Source organism: Streptomyces sp. NBC_01176 (genome assembly GCF_045039825.1).
Lineage (GTDB): Bacteria > Actinomycetota > Actinomycetes > Streptomycetales > Streptomycetaceae > Streptomyces.
In genome coordinates, this window is sequence record NZ_CP108600.1 from 7,498,469 (window position 1) to 7,519,575 (window position 21,107).

Annotated in this window: 20 protein-coding genes; 8 read left to right on the forward strand and 12 right to left on the reverse strand. The window is 72.1% G+C overall.

What is annotated here, in order from left to right; all coding sequences use genetic code 11:
- Positions 1-37: 37 nt before the first annotated feature.
- Complete coding sequence (locus OG199_RS32515) at positions 38-1,291, reverse strand: exo-beta-N-acetylmuramidase NamZ domain-containing protein (RefSeq protein WP_405832473.1); 1,254 nt, start codon at positions 1,289-1,291, stop codon at positions 38-40.
- A gap of 306 nt (positions 1,292-1,597) precedes the next feature.
- Between OG199_RS32515 and OG199_RS32520 the strand changes: the two genes are divergently transcribed.
- The 3 genes from OG199_RS32520 (at position 1,598) to OG199_RS32530 (ending at position 4,707) form a co-directional block, all read left to right on the forward strand.
- On the forward strand, positions 1,598-2,362 hold the full coding sequence (locus OG199_RS32520) for an SDR family oxidoreductase (RefSeq protein WP_356807477.1): 765 nt from the start codon (positions 1,598-1,600) through the stop codon (positions 2,360-2,362).
- Positions 2,359-4,020: a class I adenylate-forming enzyme family protein gene (locus tag OG199_RS32525; protein ID WP_405832475.1), complete on the forward strand. Its 1,662-nt coding sequence runs from the start codon at positions 2,359-2,361 to the stop codon at positions 4,018-4,020. Before OG199_RS32520 ends, OG199_RS32525 begins: the two co-directional genes overlap by 4 nt.
- Positions 4,021-4,113: 93 nt before the next feature.
- Positions 4,114-4,707, forward strand: a complete 594-nt coding sequence (locus tag OG199_RS32530) for a TetR/AcrR family transcriptional regulator (protein ID WP_401802913.1) — start codon at positions 4,114-4,116, stop codon at positions 4,705-4,707.
- Between the two features lie 384 nt (positions 4,708-5,091).
- On the opposite strand, the gene OG199_RS32535 is transcribed toward OG199_RS32530, so the two are convergent.
- From OG199_RS32535 to OG199_RS32565, 7 genes are all read right to left on the reverse strand, one after another.
- Positions 5,092-6,306, reverse strand: coding sequence for an acyl-CoA dehydrogenase family protein (locus OG199_RS32535; RefSeq protein WP_356804013.1), 1,215 nt, complete (start codon positions 6,304-6,306; stop codon positions 5,092-5,094).
- A gap of 6 nt (positions 6,307-6,312) precedes the next feature.
- Positions 6,313-7,335 (reverse strand): phosphotransferase family protein, encoded by a 1,023-nt coding sequence (locus tag OG199_RS32540; RefSeq protein WP_405832478.1) that lies wholly within the window; start codon positions 7,333-7,335, stop codon positions 6,313-6,315.
- A gap of 209 nt (positions 7,336-7,544) precedes the next feature.
- Positions 7,545-7,844 (reverse strand): hypothetical protein, encoded by a 300-nt coding sequence (locus tag OG199_RS32545; RefSeq protein ID WP_356804017.1) that lies wholly within the window; start codon positions 7,842-7,844, stop codon positions 7,545-7,547.
- A gap of 344 nt (positions 7,845-8,188) precedes the next feature.
- Positions 8,189-8,515, reverse strand: coding sequence for a DUF202 domain-containing protein (locus OG199_RS32550; protein WP_356804018.1), 327 nt, complete (start codon positions 8,513-8,515; stop codon positions 8,189-8,191).
- A complete protein-coding gene (locus OG199_RS32555) occupies positions 8,512-8,904 on the reverse strand; it encodes a DUF202 domain-containing protein (protein WP_356804020.1) in 393 nt (130 codons plus the stop codon). The genes OG199_RS32550 and OG199_RS32555 overlap by 4 nt, the downstream gene beginning before the upstream one ends.
- 61 nt (positions 8,905-8,965) lie before the next feature.
- A complete protein-coding gene (locus tag OG199_RS32560) occupies positions 8,966-9,481 on the reverse strand; it encodes an NUDIX domain-containing protein (RefSeq protein ID WP_356804022.1) in 516 nt (171 codons plus the stop codon).
- Positions 9,482-9,763: 282 nt separating this feature from the next.
- Positions 9,764-10,657: a DMT family transporter gene (locus OG199_RS32565; protein WP_356804023.1), complete on the reverse strand. Its 894-nt coding sequence runs from the start codon at positions 10,655-10,657 to the stop codon at positions 9,764-9,766.
- 291 nt (positions 10,658-10,948) lie between these two features.
- Here OG199_RS32565 and OG199_RS32570 point away from each other — a divergent pair, with 291 nt between their 5' ends.
- From OG199_RS32570 to OG199_RS32590, 5 genes are all read left to right on the forward strand, one after another.
- Positions 10,949-12,604, forward strand: coding sequence for an FAD-binding dehydrogenase (locus OG199_RS32570; protein ID WP_405832481.1), 1,656 nt, complete (start codon positions 10,949-10,951; stop codon positions 12,602-12,604).
- Between the two features lie 211 nt (positions 12,605-12,815).
- On the forward strand, positions 12,816-13,775 hold the full coding sequence (locus OG199_RS32575; RefSeq protein WP_356804027.1) for a hypothetical protein: 960 nt from the start codon (positions 12,816-12,818) through the stop codon (positions 13,773-13,775).
- 52 nt (positions 13,776-13,827) lie between these two features.
- Positions 13,828-15,429, forward strand: a complete 1,602-nt coding sequence (locus OG199_RS32580; RefSeq protein ID WP_401802896.1) for an APC family permease — start codon at positions 13,828-13,830, stop codon at positions 15,427-15,429.
- Positions 15,430-15,741: 312 nt separating this feature from the next.
- Positions 15,742-16,419 carry a molybdopterin-dependent oxidoreductase gene (locus tag OG199_RS32585; protein ID WP_356804047.1) on the forward strand — a complete coding sequence of 226 codons (678 nt, stop codon included), beginning with the start codon at positions 15,742-15,744 and terminating at the stop codon, positions 16,417-16,419.
- A complete protein-coding gene (locus tag OG199_RS32590) occupies positions 16,403-17,050 on the forward strand; it encodes a cytochrome b/b6 domain-containing protein (RefSeq protein WP_405832484.1) in 648 nt (215 codons plus the stop codon). Before OG199_RS32585 ends, OG199_RS32590 begins: the two co-directional genes overlap by 17 nt.
- 178 nt (positions 17,051-17,228) lie before the next feature.
- Here the strand turns inward: OG199_RS32590 and OG199_RS32595 are convergent, their stop codons facing one another.
- The 4 genes from OG199_RS32595 to OG199_RS32610 are packed head-to-tail and all read right to left on the reverse strand — an operon-like array spanning position 17,229 to position 21,037.
- Complete coding sequence (locus OG199_RS32595; RefSeq protein ID WP_405832486.1) at positions 17,229-18,272, reverse strand: L-idonate 5-dehydrogenase; 1,044 nt, start codon at positions 18,270-18,272, stop codon at positions 17,229-17,231.
- A gap of 34 nt (positions 18,273-18,306) precedes the next feature.
- Positions 18,307-19,065 (reverse strand): SDR family oxidoreductase, encoded by a 759-nt coding sequence (locus tag OG199_RS32600; protein WP_405832487.1) that lies wholly within the window; start codon positions 19,063-19,065, stop codon positions 18,307-18,309.
- A gap of 10 nt (positions 19,066-19,075) precedes the next feature.
- Positions 19,076-20,473, reverse strand: coding sequence for a gluconate:H+ symporter (locus OG199_RS32605; protein ID WP_266697936.1), 1,398 nt, complete (start codon positions 20,471-20,473; stop codon positions 19,076-19,078).
- Between the two features lie 45 nt (positions 20,474-20,518).
- On the reverse strand, positions 20,519-21,037 hold the full coding sequence (locus OG199_RS32610) for a gluconokinase (protein WP_356804037.1): 519 nt from the start codon (positions 21,035-21,037) through the stop codon (positions 20,519-20,521).
- Between the last annotated feature and the right edge of the window lie 70 nt (positions 21,038-21,107).

Sequence of the window (21,107 nt, forward strand, 5' to 3'; positions counted from 1 at the left end):
CCCGACCCGCCGCCGGGCACCGGCCGTACGCCACGCGTCATCCGTAGAGGAGGTACTCCTTCCGCGTCCGCCGGAAGGCCGCCAGCTCGTCCCGCCAGGACGCCACGACCTCGTCGGCCGTCGCCCCCGCGTCGATCATCGTGCGCACGCCGGTGGAGCCGGTCAGCTTGTCGATCCACTGGTCGGAACGCCAGGCGAAGCCGCTCCAGACCTTCTTGGCGGTCACCAGGAGCGCGATGCCGGTCCGGACGGGGTCGAACGCGGCCCGGTCGGCGACATGGATCTGCACGCCACCGATGGTCTTGCCCTCGAACTTGGAGAAGGTGGGGGCGAAATAGGCCTCCCGGAAGTGTACGCCGGGCAGCCCGAGGCCACCGACCGCCTCGGCCCACCGGCCGTCCAGACCCTCCGCGCCGAGCAGTTCGAACGGCCGCGTGGTGCCCCGTCCCTCCGACAGGTTCGTCCCCTCGAAGAGACAGGTGCCGGAGTAGACCAGAGCCGTGTCGGCCGTCGGCATGTTGGGGCTGGGCGGCACCCAGGGGAGTCCGGAGGCGTCGTAGAAGTCCGACCGCTTCCAGCCGGACATCAGGACGGTCTCCAGCGCGACCGGCTTGGTCAGGAACTCCTTGTTGAACAGCCGTGCCAGCTCCGCCACCGTCATCCCGTGCGCCTGCGCGATCGGCTGCCGGCCGACGAAGCTCGCGAACTCCCGGTGCAGCACCGGCCCCAGCGCCGCCCGCCCGGTCACCGGGTTCGGCCGGTCCAGCACCACGAACCGTTTGCCCGCGAGCCGGGCCGCCTCCATGCAGTCGTAGAGCGTCCAGATGTACGTGTAGAAGCGCGCGCCCGCGTCCTGGATGTCGAAGACCACGGTGTCCACGCCGGAGGCGGTGAAGACGTCGGCGAGCGGCTGTCCGCTCTTGAGATACGTGTCGTAGACGGGCAGCCCGGTCGCCGGGTCGTCGTAGCGGCCCTCCGAGCCCCCCGCCTGCGCGGTGCCGCGGAAGCCGTGTTCCGGGCCGAAGACGGCGACGAGGTTCACGCGGGCGTCGGCGTGCATGACGTCGACGATGTGGCGTACGTCCGTGGTGACGCCGGTGGGGTTCGTCACGATCCCGACCTTGCGGCCGCGCAGGAGTGAGTAGCCGTCGCTTCGCAGGCGCTCGAAGCCGGTGCGGAGGCGGTCACCGGTGGCGGCCACGGGGGCCGGGGCGGGGAGGGGGACGGCGGGGGCGGTCGCCAGGCCGGCCGCCGCGGTGGCCGTGAGAAGGGCTCGCCGGGAGAGGCGCATGGGGGGACCTCCGTGATCGCGGAAGGTGGGCACCGGCACGCTATGCGCAACCGCCGACGTGCGGAAGCCGCCGGTGCCCGTTGCCTGGTCGGGCCCGCGCGGCGGGGCCGCACAATGTCACACGCCCGGGCGCCCCGCGGGAGCGGACACCCCTTCCCTTGCAACATACCGACTGGTTAGTCTGACGTCGCAGCAGAGCCGACTGCGGACAGTACCGACCGCGGACAGAACCGACCGCGTGCGGAGCCGACCGCCTGCCGGGCCGACTGCTCGCAGAGCCGATTGGCGTCGCGTCGAAGGAGACCGATGGTGGAAGCCGTGCAGGATGCGGGAGTGGTCGTCACCGGTGCGGGAGGCGGCATCGGAGCCGCGCTGGCCCGCCGCTTCGCCGCCGAGGGAGCCAGAGTCGTCGTCAACGACCTCGACGCCGCCAAGGCCCGCGCCGTGGCCGAGGAGATCGGCGGCATCGCGGTCCCCGGCGACGCGTCCACGATCGTGACCGAGGCCCGGGACGCCCTCGGCGGCACGATCGACGTCTACTGCGCCAACGCGGGCGTCGCCTCGGGCGGCACCGAGGCGGCCGGCGAGAAGGTCTGGGAGCTGGCCTGGGACGTCAACGTGATGGCCCACGTCCGGGCCGCCCACGAACTGCTCCCGGACTGGCTGGAGCGCGGCAGCGGCCGTTTCGTCTCCACCGTGTCCGCGGCCGGACTGCTCACCATGATCGGCGCCGCGCCCTACAGCGTCACCAAGCACGGCGCGTACGCCTTCGCCGAGTGGCTGTCGCTGACCTACCGCCACCGGGGCCTGAAGGTGCACGCGATCTGTCCGCAGGGTGTGCGCACCGACATGCTCGACGCCACCGGCAGCGCGGGCGACCTGGTGCTCCAGCCGACCGCCATCGAGCCGGAGGACGTCGCGAACGCCCTCTTCGCGGGGATCGAGGAGGACCGCTTCCTGATCCTGCCGCACCCCGAGGTGGCCGGTTACTACCAGGTGAGGGCGACGGAACCGGACCGCTGGCTGACGAACATGAACCACATCCAGCAGAAGTGGGAGGCGGGCCGGTGACCACCTATGCCGACCGCCCCTGGGTGGCCCTCCTCAGCGACGCGCAGCGCGCCACCGTGACCCCCGCCGACTCCCTGGTGCACGCCCTGCGCGCGGCCGTGGCGGACGGTGCGGACCGCACCGCGCTCGCCTACTTCGACGGCCGGCTCAGCTACCGCGAGGTGGACGAGCTGAGCGACTCGGTCGCCGGGCATCTCGCCGCCCGCGGCCTGGAACGCGGCGACCGGGTGGCGATCCTGCTGCAGAACTCCCCGCACTTCGTGCTCGCGCTGCTCGGCGCCTGGAAGGCCGGCGCGACCGTCGTGCCGGTCAACCCCATGTACAAGTCGGGCGAGGTCCGCCACGTCCTGCACGACGCGGACGTGCGTGCCCTGGTCTGCTCCGACCGCGCGTGGGAGTCGTATCTGCGCGAGACGGCGGCCGACTCGGCCGTGAGCATCGTCCTCACGGGCTGCGAACTGGACTTCCAGAGCCGTGACGACGCGCGCGTGCTGACCTTCGAGCGACTTCCGGGGGCCGCGGACGCCGACGACCTCGCGACGGTCGCCGCGCAGGGACACAAGGCCCCAGAAGGCCGCGACGCGGGTCCCGCGGACATCGCTCTGATCAGTTACACCTCCGGGACCAGCGGCACCCCCAAGGGCGCCACCAACACGCACGGCAACATCATGTACAACGCCGAGCGGCAGCGGACCGGTCTCGGACTGCCCGAGGCGCCGGTGTACTTCGCGATGGCGCCCCTGTTCCACATCACCGGAATGGTCTGCCAGCTCGCCGCCTGCCTCAACAGCGCGGGCACACTGGTCCTCGCCTACCGCTTCGAGGCGGGGGTCGTGCTCGACGCGTTCGCCGAGCACCGGCCGCTCTACACCGTCGGCCCCTCGACGGCCTTCATGGCCCTGGCCGCCCATCCGTCCGTCACACCGGACCACTTCTCGTCCTTCGTGAACATCTCCTCCGGCGGCGCGCCACTGCCGCCGGCGCTGGTGGAGAAGTTCCGCGCCGGATTCGGGCCCTACATCCGCAACGGCTACGGGCTCACCGAGTGCACCGCGCCGTGCGCCTCCGTACCGCCGGGCCGGGAGGCCCCCGTCGACCCGGTCTCGGGCACGCTGGCCGTCGGCCTGCCGGGCCCCGACAGCGTCGTACGCATCGTCGACGAGCAGGGCCGGGAGGTCCCGTTCGGGGAACAGGGCGAGATCCTCGTCACGGGACCGCAGGTCGTGCCGGGCTACTGGCAGCGCCCCGAGGCCACCGCCGAGACCTTCCCGGGCGGTGAGCTGCGTACCGGCGACATCGGGTTCATGGACCCGGAGGGCTGGCTCTACGTCGTCGACCGCAAGAAGGACATGATCAACGCGTCCGGCTTCAAGGTGTGGCCCCGCGAGGTCGAGGACGTGCTCTACACCCACCCGGCGGTCCGCGAGGCGGCCGTCGTGGGCATCCCCGACGGCTACCGCGGCGAGACGGTCAAGGCGTACATCAGCCTGCGGCCGGGCGCCGAGGAGGACCCCGACGCGCTCGCCGCGTACTGCAAGGAGAGACTGGCCGCCTACAAGTATCCGCGGCACGTGGAGATCCTGCCCGACCTGCCGAAGACGGCTAGTGGGAAGATCCTCCGTCGGGAACTGCGTACGCGCTCGCAGGCCCCGGAGTAGACGACAATCTCAGTGGACGGCGCTCCTCACCGGGCAGCGTCCTCCACCGAACGGCGCTTTCATCGAACCACGTACGGAAGGCAGGTGGCGGCAGTGCCCAGAACGACGGACGGCGACGGTACGCCCGTCCCGCAGCGGCTCCTGGCCGCCGCCACCCGGCTCTTCGCCGAGCAGGGCTACGACCGGACCTCCGTGCAGGAGATCGTCGAGGCGGCAGGCGTCACCAAGGGGGCGCTCTACCACTACTTCGGCTCGAAGGACGACCTCCTGCACGAGGTGTACGCACGCGTGCTGCGCATCCAGCAGGAACGGCTGGACGCGTTCGCGGAGTCCGACGCGCCGGTGGAGGAGCGGGTCCGGGGCGCGGCCGCGGACGTGGTCGTCACGACCATCGACAATCTCGACGACGCCTCGATCTTCTTCCGCTCGATGCACCACCTCAGTCCCGAGAAACTCAAGCAGGTGCGGTCCGAGCGGCGCCGCTACCACGAGCGCTTCCGCGCGCTGATCGAGGAGGGCCAGAAGAAGGGCGTCTTCTCCACGGCCACCCCGGCGGACCTGGTCGTCGACTACCACTTCGGCTCGGTCCACCACCTGTCGACGTGGTACCGCCCCGACGGCCCGCTCACTCCGCAGGAGGTCGCCGAGCACCTGGCCGACCTGCTGCTGCGCGCGCTGCGGCCGTAGTCTCCTCCCCGTCCCCGGGGCGCCGCCCCGGACCCCGCCAGGGGCGCTGCGGCCCCCTGGACCCCCGCATCGCCCGAGGGGCTCGTCCTCAAACGCCGGACGGGCTGATGGTGGGCGCCCGCGCTGAGAGGCTGACGCCGGCGCTGAAGGCCGGCGGCCGGACGGCAAGGTGCCGATGGCCGGACGGCAAGGTGCCGACGGTTGGACGGCAAGGTGCCGGCGGCGGACGGCAGGGTGCCGACCCGGGCCGGAACCATCCAGTTCCGGCCCGCATGTCCAGCCCGTCCGGCGTTTGAGGACGAGGCCGTTCAGGCCGGTCGGGGGTTGGGGGCGGAGCCCCCAGTCAGCCAAGGGCGGTGGGGGCGCTCCCCACCGCCCCCGCCGTCACACGTACTTCTTGATCTCCCGCCGCGCCAGCGAACGCTGGTGCACCTCGTCCGGCCCGTCCGCGAGCTTGAGGGTGCGCGCACCGGCCCAGAGCTCCGCCAGCGGGAAGTCCTGGCTCACACCCCCGGCACCGTGCAACTGCACCGCCTTGTCGAGGATGTCGACGACCGTACGCGGAGTGGCGATCTTGATCGCCTGGATCTCGGTGTGGGCACCCCGGTTGCCGACCGTGTCCATCATCCACGCGGTCTTCAGCACCAGCAGCCGCAGCTGCTCGACGGCGACCCGCGCGTCGGCGATCCAGTTCTGGACCACGCCCTGCTGTGCCAGCGGCTTGCCGAACGCCGTCCGGGCCACCGCCCGCCGGCACATCAACTCGATCGCCCGCTCGGCCATGCCGATCAGCCGCATGCAGTGGTGGATACGGCCGGGCCCGAGCCGCGCCTGGGCGATGGCGAAGCCGCCGCCCTCCTCGCCGACCAGGTTGGTGACGGGCACGCGGGCCCCGTGGAAGACGACCTCCGCGTGCCCGCCGTGGGAGTGGTCCTCGTAGCCGTACACCTGCATGGCGCGCCGGACCTCGACCCCCGGTGTGTCGCGCGGGACCAGGATCATGGACTGCTGGCGGCGGATGTCCGGCCCGTCCGGGTCGGTCTTGCCCATCACGATGAAGATCTTGCAGTCGGGGTTCATGGCCCCGGAGATGTACCACTTGCGGCCGGTGACGACGTACTCGTCGCCGTCCCGCTCGATGTGTGTGGTGATGTTGGTCGCGTCGGAGGAGGCCACCTCCGGCTCGGTCATCGCGAACGCCGAGCGGATCTCACCGGCGAGCAGCGGCTCCAGCCACTGCTTCTTCTGCTGCTCGTCGCCGAACTGCGCGAGCACCTCCATGTTGCCGGTGTCCGGCGCCGCGCAGTTCAGGGCGGTGGGCGCCAGGTGCGGGCTGCGGCCGGTGATCTCGGCGAGCGGCGCGTACTGGAGGTTGGTGAGTCCGGCCCCGTGCTCGGCGTCGGGCAGGAAGAGGTTCCACAGCCCCTGCCTGCGTGCCTCGGCCTTCAACTCCCCGACCACGGCGGGCGTGTCCCACGGCGAGGCCAGCAGGGCGCGCTGCTCCTCCGCCACCGCCTCCGCCGGGTACACGTGCTCGTCCATGAAGGCGAGCAGCCTGTCCCGCAGTTCCTCGGTGCGCGCGTCGAATGCGAAGTCCATGGCGGATCAGCCTTCCTGAAGAGTGGTCAGGCCGTGCTCGATGAAGAACGGCACCAGGTCACCGATGCGGTCGAAGCCCGCGCCGACCGTCTGGCCGAGCGTGTAGCGGTAGTGGATGCCCTCCAGGATCACGGCGAGTTTGAACCAGGCGAACGCCGTGTACCAGGCGACGTCGGACGCGTCGCGCCCCGAGCGCGCGGCGTACCGTTCGACGATCTCGGCCGGGTCCGGGTGGCCGGCGGCCGAAGCGGTCGTGCTGATGGGGGAGTCCGGCAGTTCGAGAGGCGCGCTGTACATCACCAGCAGGCCCAGGTCGGTCAGCGGATCGCCGAGCGTGGACATCTCCCAGTCCAGGATCGCCTTGATCCGGTCGTCCTCGCCTATCAGCACGTTGTCGAGCCGGTAGTCGCCGTGCACGACGGTGGGCGCGGGGGAGTCCGGCAGCGCGCGCCCCAGGGCCGCCTGCAACTCGTCGATCCCGGCCAGCTCGCGGTTTCTGGAGGCGTCCAACTGCTTGCCCCAGCGCCGCAGTTGACGGTCGAGGAAGCCCTCGGGGCGGCCGAAGTCGGCGAGGCCCACCTCGGCGGGATCCACGGCGTGCAGTGCGACGAGCGTGTCGACCAGCCCGAGCACCGCGTCCCGAGTGCGCTGCGGGCCGAGCGGGGCGAGCTGCTCGGCGGTGCGGTACGGCGTGCCGTCGACGAACTCCATGACGTAGAAGGGGGCGCCCAGCACCTCCGCGTCCTCGCAGAGCAGCACCGGGCGCGGCACCGGGACGGCCGTCGGGTGCAGGGCGCTGATCACCCGGTGTTCGCGCTTCATGTCGTGCGCGGTGGCGAGCACATGGCCGAGCGGAGGGCGCCGTACGACCCATCGTGTGGTGCCGTCCGTGACCGCGTACGTGAGGTTCGACCGTCCGCCCTCGATCAGCCGGCCGGTCAGCGGGCCGTGCGTCAGGCCGGGGCGCTCGTCGTCGAGCAGGCCGCGCAGCCGGTCGAGATCGAGACCTGGCGGGTGGTCGGGACTCATCGTTTCTCCTACACACGAGGGAGCGGGACGTGACCATGATGCCGACCAGTCGGTATGTCGTCCAGGGTGTACGCCAAACGTGATCGGCGTCTCCTCCGGAGGCCGGGGGAGACGCCGGGAGAGCGTCGAGGAGGGACGCCGGAGGGGGCCGGCGGGGCGTTACAGGGAGGTGGTCCCGGGTGCCGGCCGTCCCGTCCGCCGTCGCGTCACTAGTGGTCGTCCCAGTGGCCGTCGTGCTCGGCGTGCCGGTGTCCGTCGTGCAGATAGTCGAGGTGGTCGCCGTGCTCGACCGCCGGGTGACCACAGCCGTGGCCGTGCTGGTGGCCCCCGTGGTCGTCGTGCGCCGTGTGGCCGCTCGGCTCGCACTCGTCCCAGTGTCCGGAGTGCTCGCGGTGCAGATGCCCGTCGTGTGCGTAGTCGACGTGGTCCCCGTGCGGCACCGCGGTGTGTCCGCAGGCCGGACCGTGGGTGTGCTGGTGGGCCGAGTGCTCCGGATGGAGGGTCGTCATGGTGCTCACCTTCGTGCGTGGCGGGAAGCGACGGCTCAGGCTAGCGCCAGAAAGCGTTGTATTTCCGTCAATTCGTCATCATCTGGACATGTGTGCCGCCCGAGAGCGCGGAGAGCTGGGCGTACGGGGTGGAGCAGGGGGTCGCTCGCTGCCGTCGCCTCCCCGGGGGGAGGCGGTCGTGGCTGTGCCCGGTCCCCCGAGGGTGGTCATGGCTGTGCCCGCCCCCCGAGGGCGGTCGCGGCTGCGCCTGGGCCCCCGAGGGCGGTCGCGGCTGCGCCTGGGCCCCCGAGGGCGGTCATGGCTGGTCCCCCGGGGCGGTCGTGGCCGTGTCCGGTCCCGGCTTCTCAGAACACCAGCGCCACCGCGCAGACGGCCAGCGCGACCGTGCACAGGGTCGCGGCCGCCGCGTGCCGCGGTGCGAGGGTGGGCGGGCCGGCGGTGCCGGACGCGGCCAGCACCCGGATGCGGCGGTGCGCGAGCGCCAGGAAGCCCAGCCACAGCGCCCCGCACAGGACACCGGCCACGACACCGGTCGCCGAGGGGCCGCCGTGCAGCGCCGCCTTCGCCGCCAGCACCGCGGCGACGGTGCTCGACAGGGTCGTACGCCGCCACGCGAGCCGGGTGCGCTCCGGCTGCAGCCCGGGGTCCCGCCCGGGGACGGGCGCGGTCATCCTTCCCAGCCGACGAGGACGACGACGACCATCGCGACCGCGACCACCGCGACGGCGATGCCCAGCAGCGCCGGGAAGCGCGACACGGGGAGGTCGTCTCCCCTCCGCATCGCCCGCTCGCACCGCACCCAGTGGTTGACGGCCCGCAGCGAGCAGAGCACGCCCGCCGCCAGCAGGGCCAGCGCGAGACCGACTCGCCAGGCCCAGCGCAGGTCCGGCAGGAACTGGTCCACGGCGAAGCCGCCCCCGATCAGCGCCAGCGCGGTGCGCAGCCAGGCCAGGAAGGTGCGCTCGTTGGCCAGGGAGAACCGGTAGTCGGGAGTGCGGCCCTCCTGCCGGACCTCCTCGGGCGCGAACCAGAGCCGGACGTTCCGTACGAATTCGATCACGTCCGGGACCCTACTCGGCTGTTCCGCGGTGCCGGCCGCCACCGCCGGGCGCCGCGAAGGCTCAGCCCGTCGCCCGGTGCTCGCGCAGGCGTTCGTAGGCCGCCAGTCCGTCCGGCACCCATGTCCACTCCGTCAGACGCCGCTCCACCTCCTCCTCGGTGAGGAAGGCGTGCCAGGCGACCTCCTCCGTCTGCGGGTTCACGGGGAGGTCGCAGCGGACCTCGTAGACGGCGGACCACCAGGTCTGCCCGGCGCCGTTGTCGTAGAGGAACTTGAAGAGCGGGACGGGGCTCGGGAGTCCGGAGACGCCCAGTTCCTCCTCGGCCTCGCGCAGGGCCGCGGCGTCGTACGACTCGCCCGCGCCCACGACGCCGCCGACGAACATGTCGTACAGGGAGGGGAACACCAGCTTGGTCGCGGTGCGGCGGTGGACGAAGAGCCGGCCGCCCGAGTCCCGGGCCTGGATGAACACGCACCGGTGGCGGAGTCCGCGCGCGTACGCCTCTCCGCGCGGGGACTCTCCGACGACCACGTCGTTCTCGTCCACGATGTCGAGGATCTCGTCAGCGGCGCTCATGTCTCCATCCAATCAGTCCCGTTCGACCGACCCCGGGCCGGTCCGCCTCCGGTCCGCATCCGGGCCGTCCCCGGGGAACCCGGGCCCGGTCCCTCCGCCGTGTTCCGGTCGGCCACGCGACGCGCGCCCGGGTCGCCGCGTGCCGCCCCGCCGACCGGGTGTTTCCGGGGCGGTGCGTGCCGTTCGGCCGATCGGGTGACCGCCCCGCGTGGGCGGTGCCGCTCACGGGCCGGCCGCGTCGGTTCACCGAGCGCGGGTGCCGTGGTGCTCGGCCGAGTCGGTTCACCGCCGTTGGAGGTCCAGCGTGGGCTCCGTCCTCTTCGCGCCGGCCGGCATCGCCGGGTGCATCCCGAGCAGCACGATGCCCGTCACGATCGCCGCGAGTCCCGCCGCCTCCCAGGTCAGCGCGCCCACGTCGGTCCGCAGCCGGTCCCCGAGGAACCCCACCCCGCAGAGGATCCCGGCGAGCGGCTGGGCGGCGGTGAGCGCGGGCAGCGACATCCGCAGTTCCGCCGTCTCGAAGGCGCTCTGCACCAGCACCAGCCCCGACACACCGAGCACCAGCACCCCGTACGGCTGCCAGCTGATGAGCAGTTCGCCCCAGCCGCCCTCGCCGAACCGCTGCCCGCTCACCCGGGTGAGTGCGTCCTGCACGCCGTACAGCACGCCCGCGGCCAGGGCGAGCAGCACCGGAGCGGCACCCAGCCGGGAGCGTTTGGCGTACGTGGTGAGAAGGAGCGCGAGCCCGATCATGATGCCGATGATCAGCCAGTGCCGCAGCGGATCGGACACCGCGTCACCGCCCTGGGGGCGGCCCGCCAGGATGAACGCGGTCACTCCGCCCGCGAGCAGGGCGAGCCCGGACCAGCCCTGACGGCCCAGCGGCTGCTTCGTCTGGTGGCGGGAGAGGCCGAGCGCGAACAGCAGGTTGGTCGCGAGGAGCGGTTCCACCTGGGAGACCTCGCCCTTGCCCAGGGCGATCGCGCCGAGAACCATGCCGCACACCATGAGTCCGATGCCGCCCAGCCAGCGCGGCACCCGGATGAGGTCCAGCAGCAGACGGGGGGAGAGGAAGTCGTTCAGCGGGGCGCGTGACGCGGCGTTCTGCTGGAGCACGAAGCCGAAACCCAGGCAACAGGCCGCGCTCACCGAGAGAATCAGAACGAGAACCGACACGCTGGGTACCTCGATACATCCGGAGTCAGATCGGGTCACGGGGTGCGTATCCCGCCGACTGTAGTGCCACCCACCAGGCGCTGCCCACGGAGTACCCGCAACGGGGCGGTTGACTCGGTCACTCTTCTTGCCGAAGGATCTGACCGATCAGTAACCACGGCGGGCCGGTCATCTGCTGTCCCGACCGGTCCCCGCCGATGGCCTGATCGCCATTTTCCTGTCAACCAGCCGTGACGACGGCGACTTGTGACGAAGCCGACATGCGCGTCGTCATGCCGAGAGGACGGGCCCATGGCCTACGACGCAGATGTGATCGTGATCGGAGCGGGTCTCGCGGGGCTCGCGGCGACCGCGGAGCTCGTCGACGCGGGCCGCAAGGTGATCCTTCTCGACCAGGAGCCCGAACAGTCGATCGGCGGCCAGGCGCACTGGTCCTTCGGCGGACTCTTCTTCGTGAACTCGCCCGAGCAGCGCCGGATGCGCATCAAGGACAGCCATGCGCTCGCCCTCCAGGACTGGATGGGCACGGCGGGCTTCGACCGCGCGGAGGACCACTGGCCGCGCCGCTGGGCCGAGGCGTACGTGGACTTCGCGGCCGGCGAGAAGCGGTCCTGGCTGCACCAGCAGGGGGTGCGCTTCTTCCCGGTGGTGGGCTGGGCGGAACGCGGCGGCTACGACGCCAACGGTCACGGGAACTCCGTACCCCGCTTCCACATCACGTGGGGGACCGGGCCGGGGCTGGTCGCCCCCTTCGAGCGGCGGGTGCGCGCCGGGGTCGCGCGCGGCCTCGTCGAGCTCAGGTTCCGCCACCGGGTCACCGGTCTGTCCCGCAGCGCGGGCGCCGTCGACACCGTCACCGGCGAGATACTCGAGCCGTCGGGGATCGAGCGCGGCCAGGCCAGCGGGCGAACGGTGACCGGCGCCTTCGAACTGAAGGCGCAGGCGGTGATCGTCACCTCGGGCGGAATCGGCGGCGACCACGACCTGGTGCGCGCCAACTGGCCCGAACGGCTGGGCACCCCGCCCGAGCGGATGATCTCCGGGGTGCCCGCGCACGTCGACGGCAAAATGCTCGGGATCGCCGAGCGGACCGGCGCGCGCCTCATCAACCGCGACCGCATGTGGCACTACACCGAGGGGATCCAGAACTGGAACCCCGTCTGGGACAACCACGGCATCCGTATCCTGCCCGGCCCCTCCTCCCTCTGGCTGGACGCGCGCGGCAACCGGCTCCCGGTACCGCTCTTCCCCGGCTTCGACACGCTCGGCACGCTCGAACACATCATGAGGACCGGCTACGACTACACGTGGTTCGTGCTCGACCAGAAGATCATCGGCAAGGAGTTCGCGCTCTCGGGTTCGGAACAGAATCCCGACCTGACCGGCAAGTCGGTCAAGGGTGTCGTCGGGCGGGCGCGCGCCGACGTGCCCGGGCCGGTCAAGGCGTTCATGGACAACGGCGCCGACTTCGTCGTCGAGAAGGACCTCGGCGCGCTCGTGCGCGGTATGAACGCGCTCACCAAGGAGCCCCTGATCGAGGAGGCCGCGCTGCGCCGCGAGATCGTCGCGCGCGACCGGGAGATCGCGAACCCGTTCTCCAAGGACCTCCAGGTGACCGCGATGCGCGGGGCCCGCAACTACCTCGGCGACAAGCTGATCCGCACGGCCACGCCGCATCGCATCCTCGACCCGAAGGCGGGCCCGCTCATCGCCGTACGCCTCCACATCCTCACCCGCAAGACGCTCGGCGGCCTGGAGACGGACCTCTCGTCGCGGGTCCTGACCGAGGGCGGCGATCCGCTGGCGGGCGTGTACGCGGCGGGGGAGGTCGCCGGTTTCGGCGGCGGCGGAGTGCACGGCTACCGGTCCCTCGAAGGCACGTTCCTGGGCGGCTGCCTCTTCTCCGGCCGCACGGCGGGCCGCGCGGCGGCCGGGGCGGTGGGCTGAGCACCACCGCGGTCGCCCCGACGTGCGGACGCGAGTGAACCGTCCGCACGTCCCGCCGCCCCGCGCATCTCCGGGTCCGTCATCAACTCGTGCGCACATCGGAGGAGTTGACACGTGTAGGGCATCGGACGGCCCTTGACGTGAACCCTCAGCCAAGGGTTTGCTGTCCGCGATCGCCACTGACCAGCCGCGTCTGTGAGGAAACCTCGCGGTGCCGCCACCCCCGCCACCCCCTCCTCCCCTCGGCCGCGGCCGCAAAGGCACGGCCCAGGTCTTCGACGCCGCACTCGACGACGCCGAACTCGTCGTCGCGCGCTCCGCGCTGGCGCAGGGCCGCTGGACCGCGGTCCGCTCGCTGCTCGCCGTGACCGGTGACGAGTGGGACCGTCGCGGACACCGCGTCACCGTCCTCGCGCAGGAGCCCACCACCCTCGCCTGGGCGCGCGACTGGCAGCTCGCCGAACCCGAGTCCGCCGACGCCTCCGTGCTGCTCGCCTGCGCCACCGTCCAGCGCGCCCTGGACGGCAAGGACCGTCCCGAACGGGCCCGCGAGACCTGTCACGCCGCTGCCGCGCTCGCCCCCGCCGACCCCACGCCCTGGCTCGGCCTGCTGACACTGGAGCGCACACTCGGCGCCGAGGCCGACGTGGTCCGGCTCTTCGACGAGGTGCGCCACCGCCATCCCGAGCACCACCAGGCCCACCACCTGATGGTCGCCCGCCTCGCCGAGCGCCGCGCCCAGGCGGGACAGGACCCGCTCCACGAGGTCTACGACTTCGCCAACTGGGCGGCCGAGCAGGCCCCGGCCGACTCGCCGCTCGCGATCCTGCCCGTCGTCGCGCACGCCGAGCGCTACCGCGTGCTCGCCACCACGGGCAGTGAATCCGCCGACCCGGCCGCCTCCGGGCACTGGGTCGGGCGCCGGGCCCGCCAGGTGATGAAGGCCGCCTTCGACTGGTGGCTGGAGTGGGAGCACGACGACCATCCCCGCCGTCTCCTCGACCTCAACTTCCTCGCCCACGCGAAGTCCTGCGAGGGCCGCGGCGCCGAGGCCGCCGCCCTGTTCCACCGCATCGGGCCGCACGCCACCCCGGTGCCCTGGTCGTACCCGGACCGCGACCCGTACAAGGCCTTCCGTGCCGCCCGCGCCCGCGCGCTCGGTACGGCGTGAACGACCGCTCCAGACAACCGGACCACCGGACATCCGAAAGGACGACCCCGCGATGACGACGGGCAGTTCGAGCACATCGAGCAGTGCGAACACGGGAAGACCCGCCGCGGCCGACGGCGGCATCAGCACCTTCAAGGGCCAGGACCGCGCCCTGAAGGCCAACCGGCTGGGCACCGGGGGGCTGCTCCTGTCCGTCCTCGCCGCGACGGCCCCCCTCATGGTGGTCGCGGGTGTCATGCCCACCACATTCGCGGTGATGGGCATCGTCGGACAGCCACTGCTCTTCGTCATCCTCGGCGTGGTGCTGGTGCTCTTCAGCGTCGGGTACGCCGAGATGAGCCGCCACGTCCACAACGCGGGCGCCTTCTACGCCTACGTGGCCCGGGGTCTCGGCGGCACCGCGGGCGCGGGCGCCGCCGCGGTCGCGCTGCTCGCCTACAGCACGCTCCAGGTCGGCATCTACGGCATCTTCGGCTTCGAGGTGTCCGGGCTGTTCTCCACCTACCTCGACGTCGACCTGGCCTGGTGGATACCGGCTCTGGTGGCCGTGCTGGTCGTCGGCGCGCTCGCCTGGCTGAAGGTCGACGTCAACGCGCGGGTCCTCGGCGTCCTGCTGGTCGTCGAGGTGGCGCTCGTCGTCGTCTTCGACGTCGCGGCCGTCGCCGACCCCGCGAAGCAGGGGCTCTCGCTGCACGCCTTCAACCCCGACACCCTCACCGGGGCCGGGGTCGGCACCGCGCTGTGCTTCTGCATCGCCGCCTTCACCGGCTTCGAACAGGCGCCGGTGTACGCGGAGGAGACGAGCCGCCCGCACATCCTCGTCCCCCGGGTGATGTTCCTGGCGATCGGCTTCGTCGCCGTCTTCTTCGCGATCAGCTCCTGGGCGCTGACCGTCGCCACGGGACCCTCCGGAATCGTCGACGCCTCCCGGGAGCAGAGTGCGGGACTGCTGTTCTTCCTCACCGAGTCCCGCCTCGGAGGCACCTTCACGGACGTCCTGCACGTGCTCTTCGTGACCGGTATGTTCGCGGCGCTGCTCAGCTTCCACAACGTCGTCGCGCGGTACGCCTTCGCCATGGGCCGCGAGGGGCTGCTGCCCAAGGCCTTCGGCCGGACCACCGGAGCCAGCGGCGCCCCCGGCACCGGCTCGCTCCTGCAGACCGCCGTCTCCGTGATCGTTCTGGTCGCCTTCGCCGTGACCGACGACAAGCCGACCGGCGACCCGACCGCGCCCGTGCTGCACCTGTTCACCTGGGGCGGCAATGTCGGCGCGCTCGGCGTCATCCTGCTGATGGCGGCGGCCTCGCTCTCCGTCATCGTCTTCTTCGTCCGACGAGGCGCCGCACGGGCCCAGGCCTGGCGCCTGGTCACCGCGGCCGTCTCGGGTCTCGCCCTGCTCGTGATCGCGGGCTACACCGTGAAGGACTTCGACGTCCTGGTCGGCACCGGCCCGGACTCCGTACTGAGCCGGGTGCTGCCCGCCCTCGTCGCGGTCGCCCTGGTCGTCGGCCTGGTCCAGGGCCTGGTGCTGCGTTCCCGCGCCCCCGAGGCACACGCCCGGATCGGTCTCGGCAACGAGGCCTTCCAGCTGGACAAGGCGGCGGACTCCAGGTCCGGGGCCGGTTCCGACCCCGGGTCCGGGTCAGGGTCCTGAGGAGTCCTGGAGGTGCCGAGAGGCGGCGAGAGGCGGAGGGACATCCGTGGGCCGGGCATGGCCCTCGTCGCCTCCCGGACGGCCGGCGCTGTCTGAGAAAGCTGAGAAATTGATGACGGAATTCTGACGGGCACCCGCTGCCGCTGGCCTGATGGGGGTCGCGGGTGCTCGTATGGGTGTGTGAACCCTGAACATTCCCGGGAGCAGGGACCGGAGCGGCCGCGGGCGCGTACCTCGCAGGCCCCACCGGCGCGCTCGCCGGAGCGACCCGCTGAACGGGAACCGGAGGGCCCGGACGAGCCCGGCACGCCCATCGGCCGCCGGCTCCTGCTCGGTACCCTCGGACTCGGCGCGCTCGGCGTGCTGACCGCGCCCCCGCTCCAGCGCGGCCTCGAGTCGCTCTTCGCCGGCGACCCCACGGGTCTGACCGGCCTGCTCCCCAACGGCGGCGGCTTCCGCTACTACTCCGTGACCTCCTCCGTCCCGCACAAGGGCCCCGCGGACTACCGCCTCACCATCGACGGCCTGGTCGACCGCCCCCGCAGCTACACCCTCGCCGACCTCCACGCACTGCCCCAGACCCGGCTCGTGCACGACGTGCAGTGCGTCACGGGCTGGCGGGTGCCCGGCACGCCCTTCGAAGGGGTGCGCCTCTCGCAGATCCTCGACGCGGCGGGCGTACACCCCACCGCCCGCGCGATCCGGTTCACCTGCTTCGACGGGGCGTACACGGAGAGCCTCACGCTGCGGCAGGCCCGGCGCCCCGACGTCCTGGTGGCCCACCGGATGCAGGACAAGCCCCTCGGCCACGACCACGGCGGCCCGGTCCGCCTCTACGTCGCCCCCATGTACTTCTACAAGTCCGCCAAGTGGCTCTCCGGCATCACCGTCACCGAGGACGTGCGTCCCGGGTACTGGGAGGACCGGGGCTACGACGTGGACGCGTGGGTCGGCCGTTCGAACGGACGCGACGATGCACCCACGAGTTGACGACACCCCGGCCGTCTCGGTGCCCACCGCGCGCGTACACCGCTTCAGCCGGGCGGAACGCTGGGTGCACCGCCTCACGGCCCTGCTGATGGGCGTGTGCGTGGCGACGGCGGCGTGCCTCTACCTCCCGTTCTTCGCCGAGTTGGTGGGCCGCCGTGAACTCGTCGTCAGGGTCCACGAGTTCGCGGGCCTGCTGCTTCCGTTGCCGGTCCTGGTGGGCCTGGTCTCCCGTGCCTTCCGCGCGGACCTGGGCCGGCTGAACCGCTGGGGCCCGCACGACCGCCGGTGGATGCGCGCGGCCCTGCGGCGGGACCCGCTCCGCTCCTCCCGGCCCGCGGCCAAGTTCAACGCGGGCCAGAAGACCTACGCGGCCTGGATCGCGGGTGCGAGTCTGGTCATGCTCGCCACCGGGCTGCTCATGTGGTTCACGCACCTCACCCCGCTGATGTGGCGGACCTCGGCGACCTTCGTCCACGACTGGCTGGCCCTGACGATCGGCATCGTCCTCGGCGGCCACATCGGGATGGCCCTCGGGGACCCGGAGGCCCGGCGCGGGATGCGCACCGGCACGGTGAGCCGGGACTGGGCGGAGCGGGAACACCCGCTGTGGCGGCCCGACGACAGGCGTTAGCCCCGACGGGCCCTGGCCCCGACAGGCGTCAGCCCCGACAGGCGTCAGTCCCGTCGGGCGCTGGCCCCGACAGGCGTCAGCCCCCTGTGGGCGTCAGTCCCGTCGGGCGCTGGCCCCGTCACTCCGGCCCCGGTCGGCACGGGTTCCACAGGTTCTCGACTCCGACCGGCATCGGCGCCTACAGGCCCCGCAGGGTCTGCTCCCCGAAGTCGAGCAGCACCTTGCACGAGCGGCTGCGGTCCGCCGCCAGGGCGAACGCCGACTCGGCGTCCGCCAACGGCACGACCGCGCTGATCAGCGCGTCGAAGCGGGGCTCGGCGGCGAGCAGTGCCAGCGCCTCGTCGAACTCCGCGTCGAAACGGAACGCGCCTCGCAGCTCGATCTCGCGACTCACCAGCAGGTTCCCCGCGAACGGGCTGTTCCCGGGCGGCAGCATGCCGAGCTGGACCACGACCCCGCCGCGCCGCACGAGGCGCAGACACGTGTCCAGCCCCGCGGCCACCCCGGACGCCTCGACGGCCACGTCGGTCTCCGGGGGCCACCCGGGATCGGCCGGGTCGTCGGCCCGTACGAGGGTGTCGGCCCCGGCCAGGGACGCGTACTCCAGAGCCCGCGCCAGCGGATCGGTGACGGTCACCCGTGCCGCGCCCGCGGCCCTCGCGGCCGCCACCACGAGGCAGCCGATCGGCCCGGCCCCGGTGACCAGCACATGTCGGCCCCGCACCTCCCCGGCCCGGCGCACGGCGTGCAGCGCGACGGAGAGCGGTTCGGCGAGCGCGGCCCGCCGCGGGGCGAGCCCCGCGGGCAGCGCCCGCAGCTGCCCGGCGGGTACCGCCAGCAAGGCCGAGAACCCGCCCTGGACGTGCGGCGTACGCGCCGCGCTGCCCAGGTAGCGGGTGTCCCGGCACACGTTCTCCCGCCCGTCGGCGCACTCGGGGCACGTTCCGCACGCCGTCGCCGGGTGCACGGCGACGGCCGTACCGGGTACCGGGCCCGAGGCCCCGGCGCCGTACGACACCACCGCCGCGACGACCTCGTGGCCCAGCACCATCGGCTCCCGCAGGCGGAAGTCCCCGACGCCGCCGTGCCGCCAGTAGTGCAGATCGGACCCGCAGATCCCGCCGTACCGGACGGCCACCAGCGCCTGCCCGGGCCCGGCGGACGGCACGGGCAGCTCCTCGACCCGCAGACCGCCCTGCCCGTGGATCACACAACCGAGCATCGCCGTATCCCTTCCGGAATCCCTCTCGGATGTCTCAGAGCACACTCGTCATGCCGCCGTCGACGTACAGCACCTGCCCGCCGACGAAGTCCGCCGCCGGCGAGGCGAGGAAGAGCAGCCCGCCGACCAGGTCCTCGGTACGGCCCCACCGCCCGGCCGGAGTGCGCCGCCGCACCCAGGCGCTGAACTCCTCGTCCTCGACGAGGGGCCGGGTCAGTTCGGTCTCGATGTATCCGGGACCCAGTCCGTTCACCTGTACCCCGTGCGGCCCCCAGTCCGCGCACATGCCCTTGGTGAGCATCTTCAGCGCGCCCTTGGTGGCCGCGTACGGGGCGATGCCCGGACGCGCGACCTCGCTCTGCAGCGAACAGATGTTGATGATCTTGCCGTGGCCGCGTCCGGTCATCCGGCGCGCGGCCTCCCGGCCGACCAGGAACGCGCTCGTGAGGTTGGTGTCCAGGATCCGGTGCCAGTCCGCGTCCGTGAACTCCAGCAGCGGGGCCCGCACCTGCATGCCCGCGTTGTTGACCAGGATGTCGAGGGGACCCACCCCCTGTTCGACGTCCGCGATGCCGGCGGCCACCGAGGGGCCGTCCGTGACGTCGAACACCGCCGTGCGGACGTCGCCGGGCAGTCCGGCGGCGGCTCGGGCGAGGCGGTCGGCGTCGCGTCCGTTGAGGACGACCGTGCAGCCCGCTTCCAGGAGCCCGCGGGCGAGCGCGAGCCCGATGCCCCGGCTGGAGCCGGTGACCAGGGCCGTACGGCCGCTGATGTCGAACAGAGGGTGACCCATCCCCGTACCCCTAGATCACGAGTGACAGCAGCAGGACCAGTCCGCCGGCCACCACGGAGATGATCGTCTCCATCACCGACCAGGTCTTGACGGTCTGGCCGACGCTCAGGCCGAAGTACTCCTTGACCAGCCAGAAACCTGCGTCGTTGACATGGCTGAAGAAGAGCGAGCCCGCGCCGATCGCAAGGACCAGGAGCGAGGTGTGCGCGGTCGACATGTCGGCGGCGAGGGGGGCGACCAGGCCGGCCGCCGAGATGGTGGCGACGGTCGCCGAACCGGTCGCGAGCCGGATGGCCACCGCGATCAGCCAGGCGAGCAGCAGCGCGGGGATCGACCAGTCCTTGGAGATGTCCAGGATCATCTGGCCCACACCGCAGTCGATCAGCGTCTGCTTGAAGCCGCCGCCCGCGCCCACGATCAGCAGGATGCCCGCGATCGGCGCGAGGGACTTCTCCACCGTGGTGGAAAGGCGGTCCTTGGTGAAACCGGCCGCGCGGCCCAGCGTGAACATGCCCACGAGCACGGCCGCCAGCAACGCCACCAGCGGCGAGCCGATGACGTCGAAGACGCGCTGCACCTTGTGCGCCGGGTCGTCCACGACGATGTCGACCAGCGCCTTGGACAGCATCAGCACGACCGGCAGCAGCATGGTGGCGAGGGTGGCGCCGAAGCCCGGACGCTTCTCCAGCTCCTCGGAGGCGCGGGCGGGGATCATGCGGTCGGGGGCCGGTACGTCCACCCAGCGGGCCGCGTACCGGGAGAAGACCGGGCCCGCGATGATCACCGTCGGGATGGCGACCAGGACCCCGAGCGCGAGCGTGACGCCGAGGTTGGCCTTGACGGCGTCGATCGCGACCAGCGGGCCGGGGTGCGGCGGGATCAGGCCGTGCATCACGGACAGGCCGGCCAGCGCCGGGATGCCGATGCGCATCAGGGAGTAGTTGCCGCGCTTGGCCACCATCAGGACGACCGGGATCAGCAGCACGATGCCGACCTCGAAGAACAGCGGCAGTCCGATCACGGAGGCGATCAGCACCATCGCCCACGGCATGGCGCGGCCGCCCGCCTTGGCGAGGATCGTGTCGACGATCTGGTCGGCGCCGCCGGAGTCGGCGAGCAGCTTTCCGAGTATCGCGCCCAGGGCGATCAGGACGCCCACACCGGCGACGGTGGAGCCGAGGCCGGTGGTGAAGCTGACGATCACCTTGTCGAGCGGCGCCCCGGCGACCGCGCCGAGCGCGAGCGAGCCGATGGTCAGGGCCAGAAAGGCGTGCAGCTTGAACTGGGTGATCAGCAGGACGATGACGGCGATGCCCGCCAGCACGGCGACACCCAGCTGGGCATGGCCCGCGGAGGTGATCGGCTCGACGGCGTCCGCTGCCAGCATCTCGACGCTGAGTCTGGTCACGGTTTTCCCTTGCTCTGAGAAAGGTCTTCGGACGGGTGGGTGGGGTTACTGCGAGGGCTGGTCGAGGGACCGGAGCGCGGTCACGGCCCGTTCGGTGATCTCGTCGGGGCCGCCGGCGACGTCCACGCGCACGCCCGCCTCGTCGGCTTCCAGCGGCTGGAGGGTGGCGAACTGCGAGTCCAGCAGCGCCGTCGGCATGAAGTGCCCCTGGCGGTGCGACATCCGGTCCTCGATGAGCGCACGGTCACCGGTCAGATGCACGAAGACGATCCCGGGTGCCGCGGCCCGCAGCCGGTCGCGGTACGCCCGCTTGAGCGCCGAACTACTGACGACCCCGCCGAGTCCCTCGCGCTCGTGCGCCCAGCGGCCGATGGCGTCCAGCCACGGCCACCGGTCCTCGTCGCTCAGGGGGGTCCCGGCCGTCATCTTGGCGATGTTGGCCTGGGGGTGGAAGTCGTCGCCCTCGGCGTACGGAACGCCGAGCCGGGCCGCGAGCAGGGGACCGATGGTGGTCTTTCCGGTACCCGCGACGCCCATGACCACGACGACATGGGGGGTGCTCATCGCTGCCTCACCGTCTTCGTCGACATCTGATGTCGACGACACTGAAACCCATTAGGTACGACTAATTCAA

What these genes read in the sequence shown, in the direction of transcription:
- OG199_RS32550 (WP_356804018.1), bottom strand. Translation starts at nt 8,515, where the DNA reads ATGACCGCGCCCGTCCCCGGGCGGGACCCCGGGCTGCAGCCGGAGCGC.
- OG199_RS32570 (WP_405832481.1), top strand. Translation starts at nt 10,949, where the DNA reads ATGGCCTACGACGCAGATGTGATCGTGATCGGAGCGGGTCTCGCGGGG.
- OG199_RS32595 (WP_405832486.1), bottom strand. Translation starts at nt 18,272, where the DNA reads ATGCTCGGTTGTGTGATCCACGGGCAGGGCGGTCTGCGGGTCGAGGAG.
- OG199_RS32600 (WP_405832487.1), bottom strand. Translation starts at nt 19,065, where the DNA reads ATGGGTCACCCTCTGTTCGACATCAGCGGCCGTACGGCCCTGGTCACC.
- OG199_RS32545 (WP_356804017.1), bottom strand. Translation starts at nt 7,844, where the DNA reads ATGACGACCCTCCATCCGGAGCACTCGGCCCACCAGCACACCCACGGT.
- OG199_RS32580 (WP_401802896.1), top strand. Translation starts at nt 13,828, where the DNA reads ATGACGACGGGCAGTTCGAGCACATCGAGCAGTGCGAACACGGGAAGA.
- OG199_RS32560 (WP_356804022.1), bottom strand. Translation starts at nt 9,481, where the DNA reads ATGAGCGCCGCTGACGAGATCCTCGACATCGTGGACGAGAACGACGTG.
- OG199_RS32535 (WP_356804013.1), bottom strand. Translation starts at nt 6,306, where the DNA reads ATGGACTTCGCATTCGACGCGCGCACCGAGGAACTGCGGGACAGGCTG.
- OG199_RS32515 (WP_405832473.1), bottom strand. Translation starts at nt 1,291, where the DNA reads ATGCGCCTCTCCCGGCGAGCCCTTCTCACGGCCACCGCGGCGGCCGGC.
- OG199_RS32610 (WP_356804037.1), bottom strand. Translation starts at nt 21,037, where the DNA reads ATGAGCACCCCCCATGTCGTCGTGGTCATGGGCGTCGCGGGTACCGGA.
- OG199_RS32540 (WP_405832478.1), bottom strand. Translation starts at nt 7,335, where the DNA reads ATGAGTCCCGACCACCCGCCAGGTCTCGATCTCGACCGGCTGCGCGGC.
- OG199_RS32590 (WP_405832484.1), top strand. Translation starts at nt 16,403, where the DNA reads ATGCACCCACGAGTTGACGACACCCCGGCCGTCTCGGTGCCCACCGCG.
- OG199_RS32520 (WP_356807477.1), top strand. Translation starts at nt 1,598, where the DNA reads ATGGTGGAAGCCGTGCAGGATGCGGGAGTGGTCGTCACCGGTGCGGGA.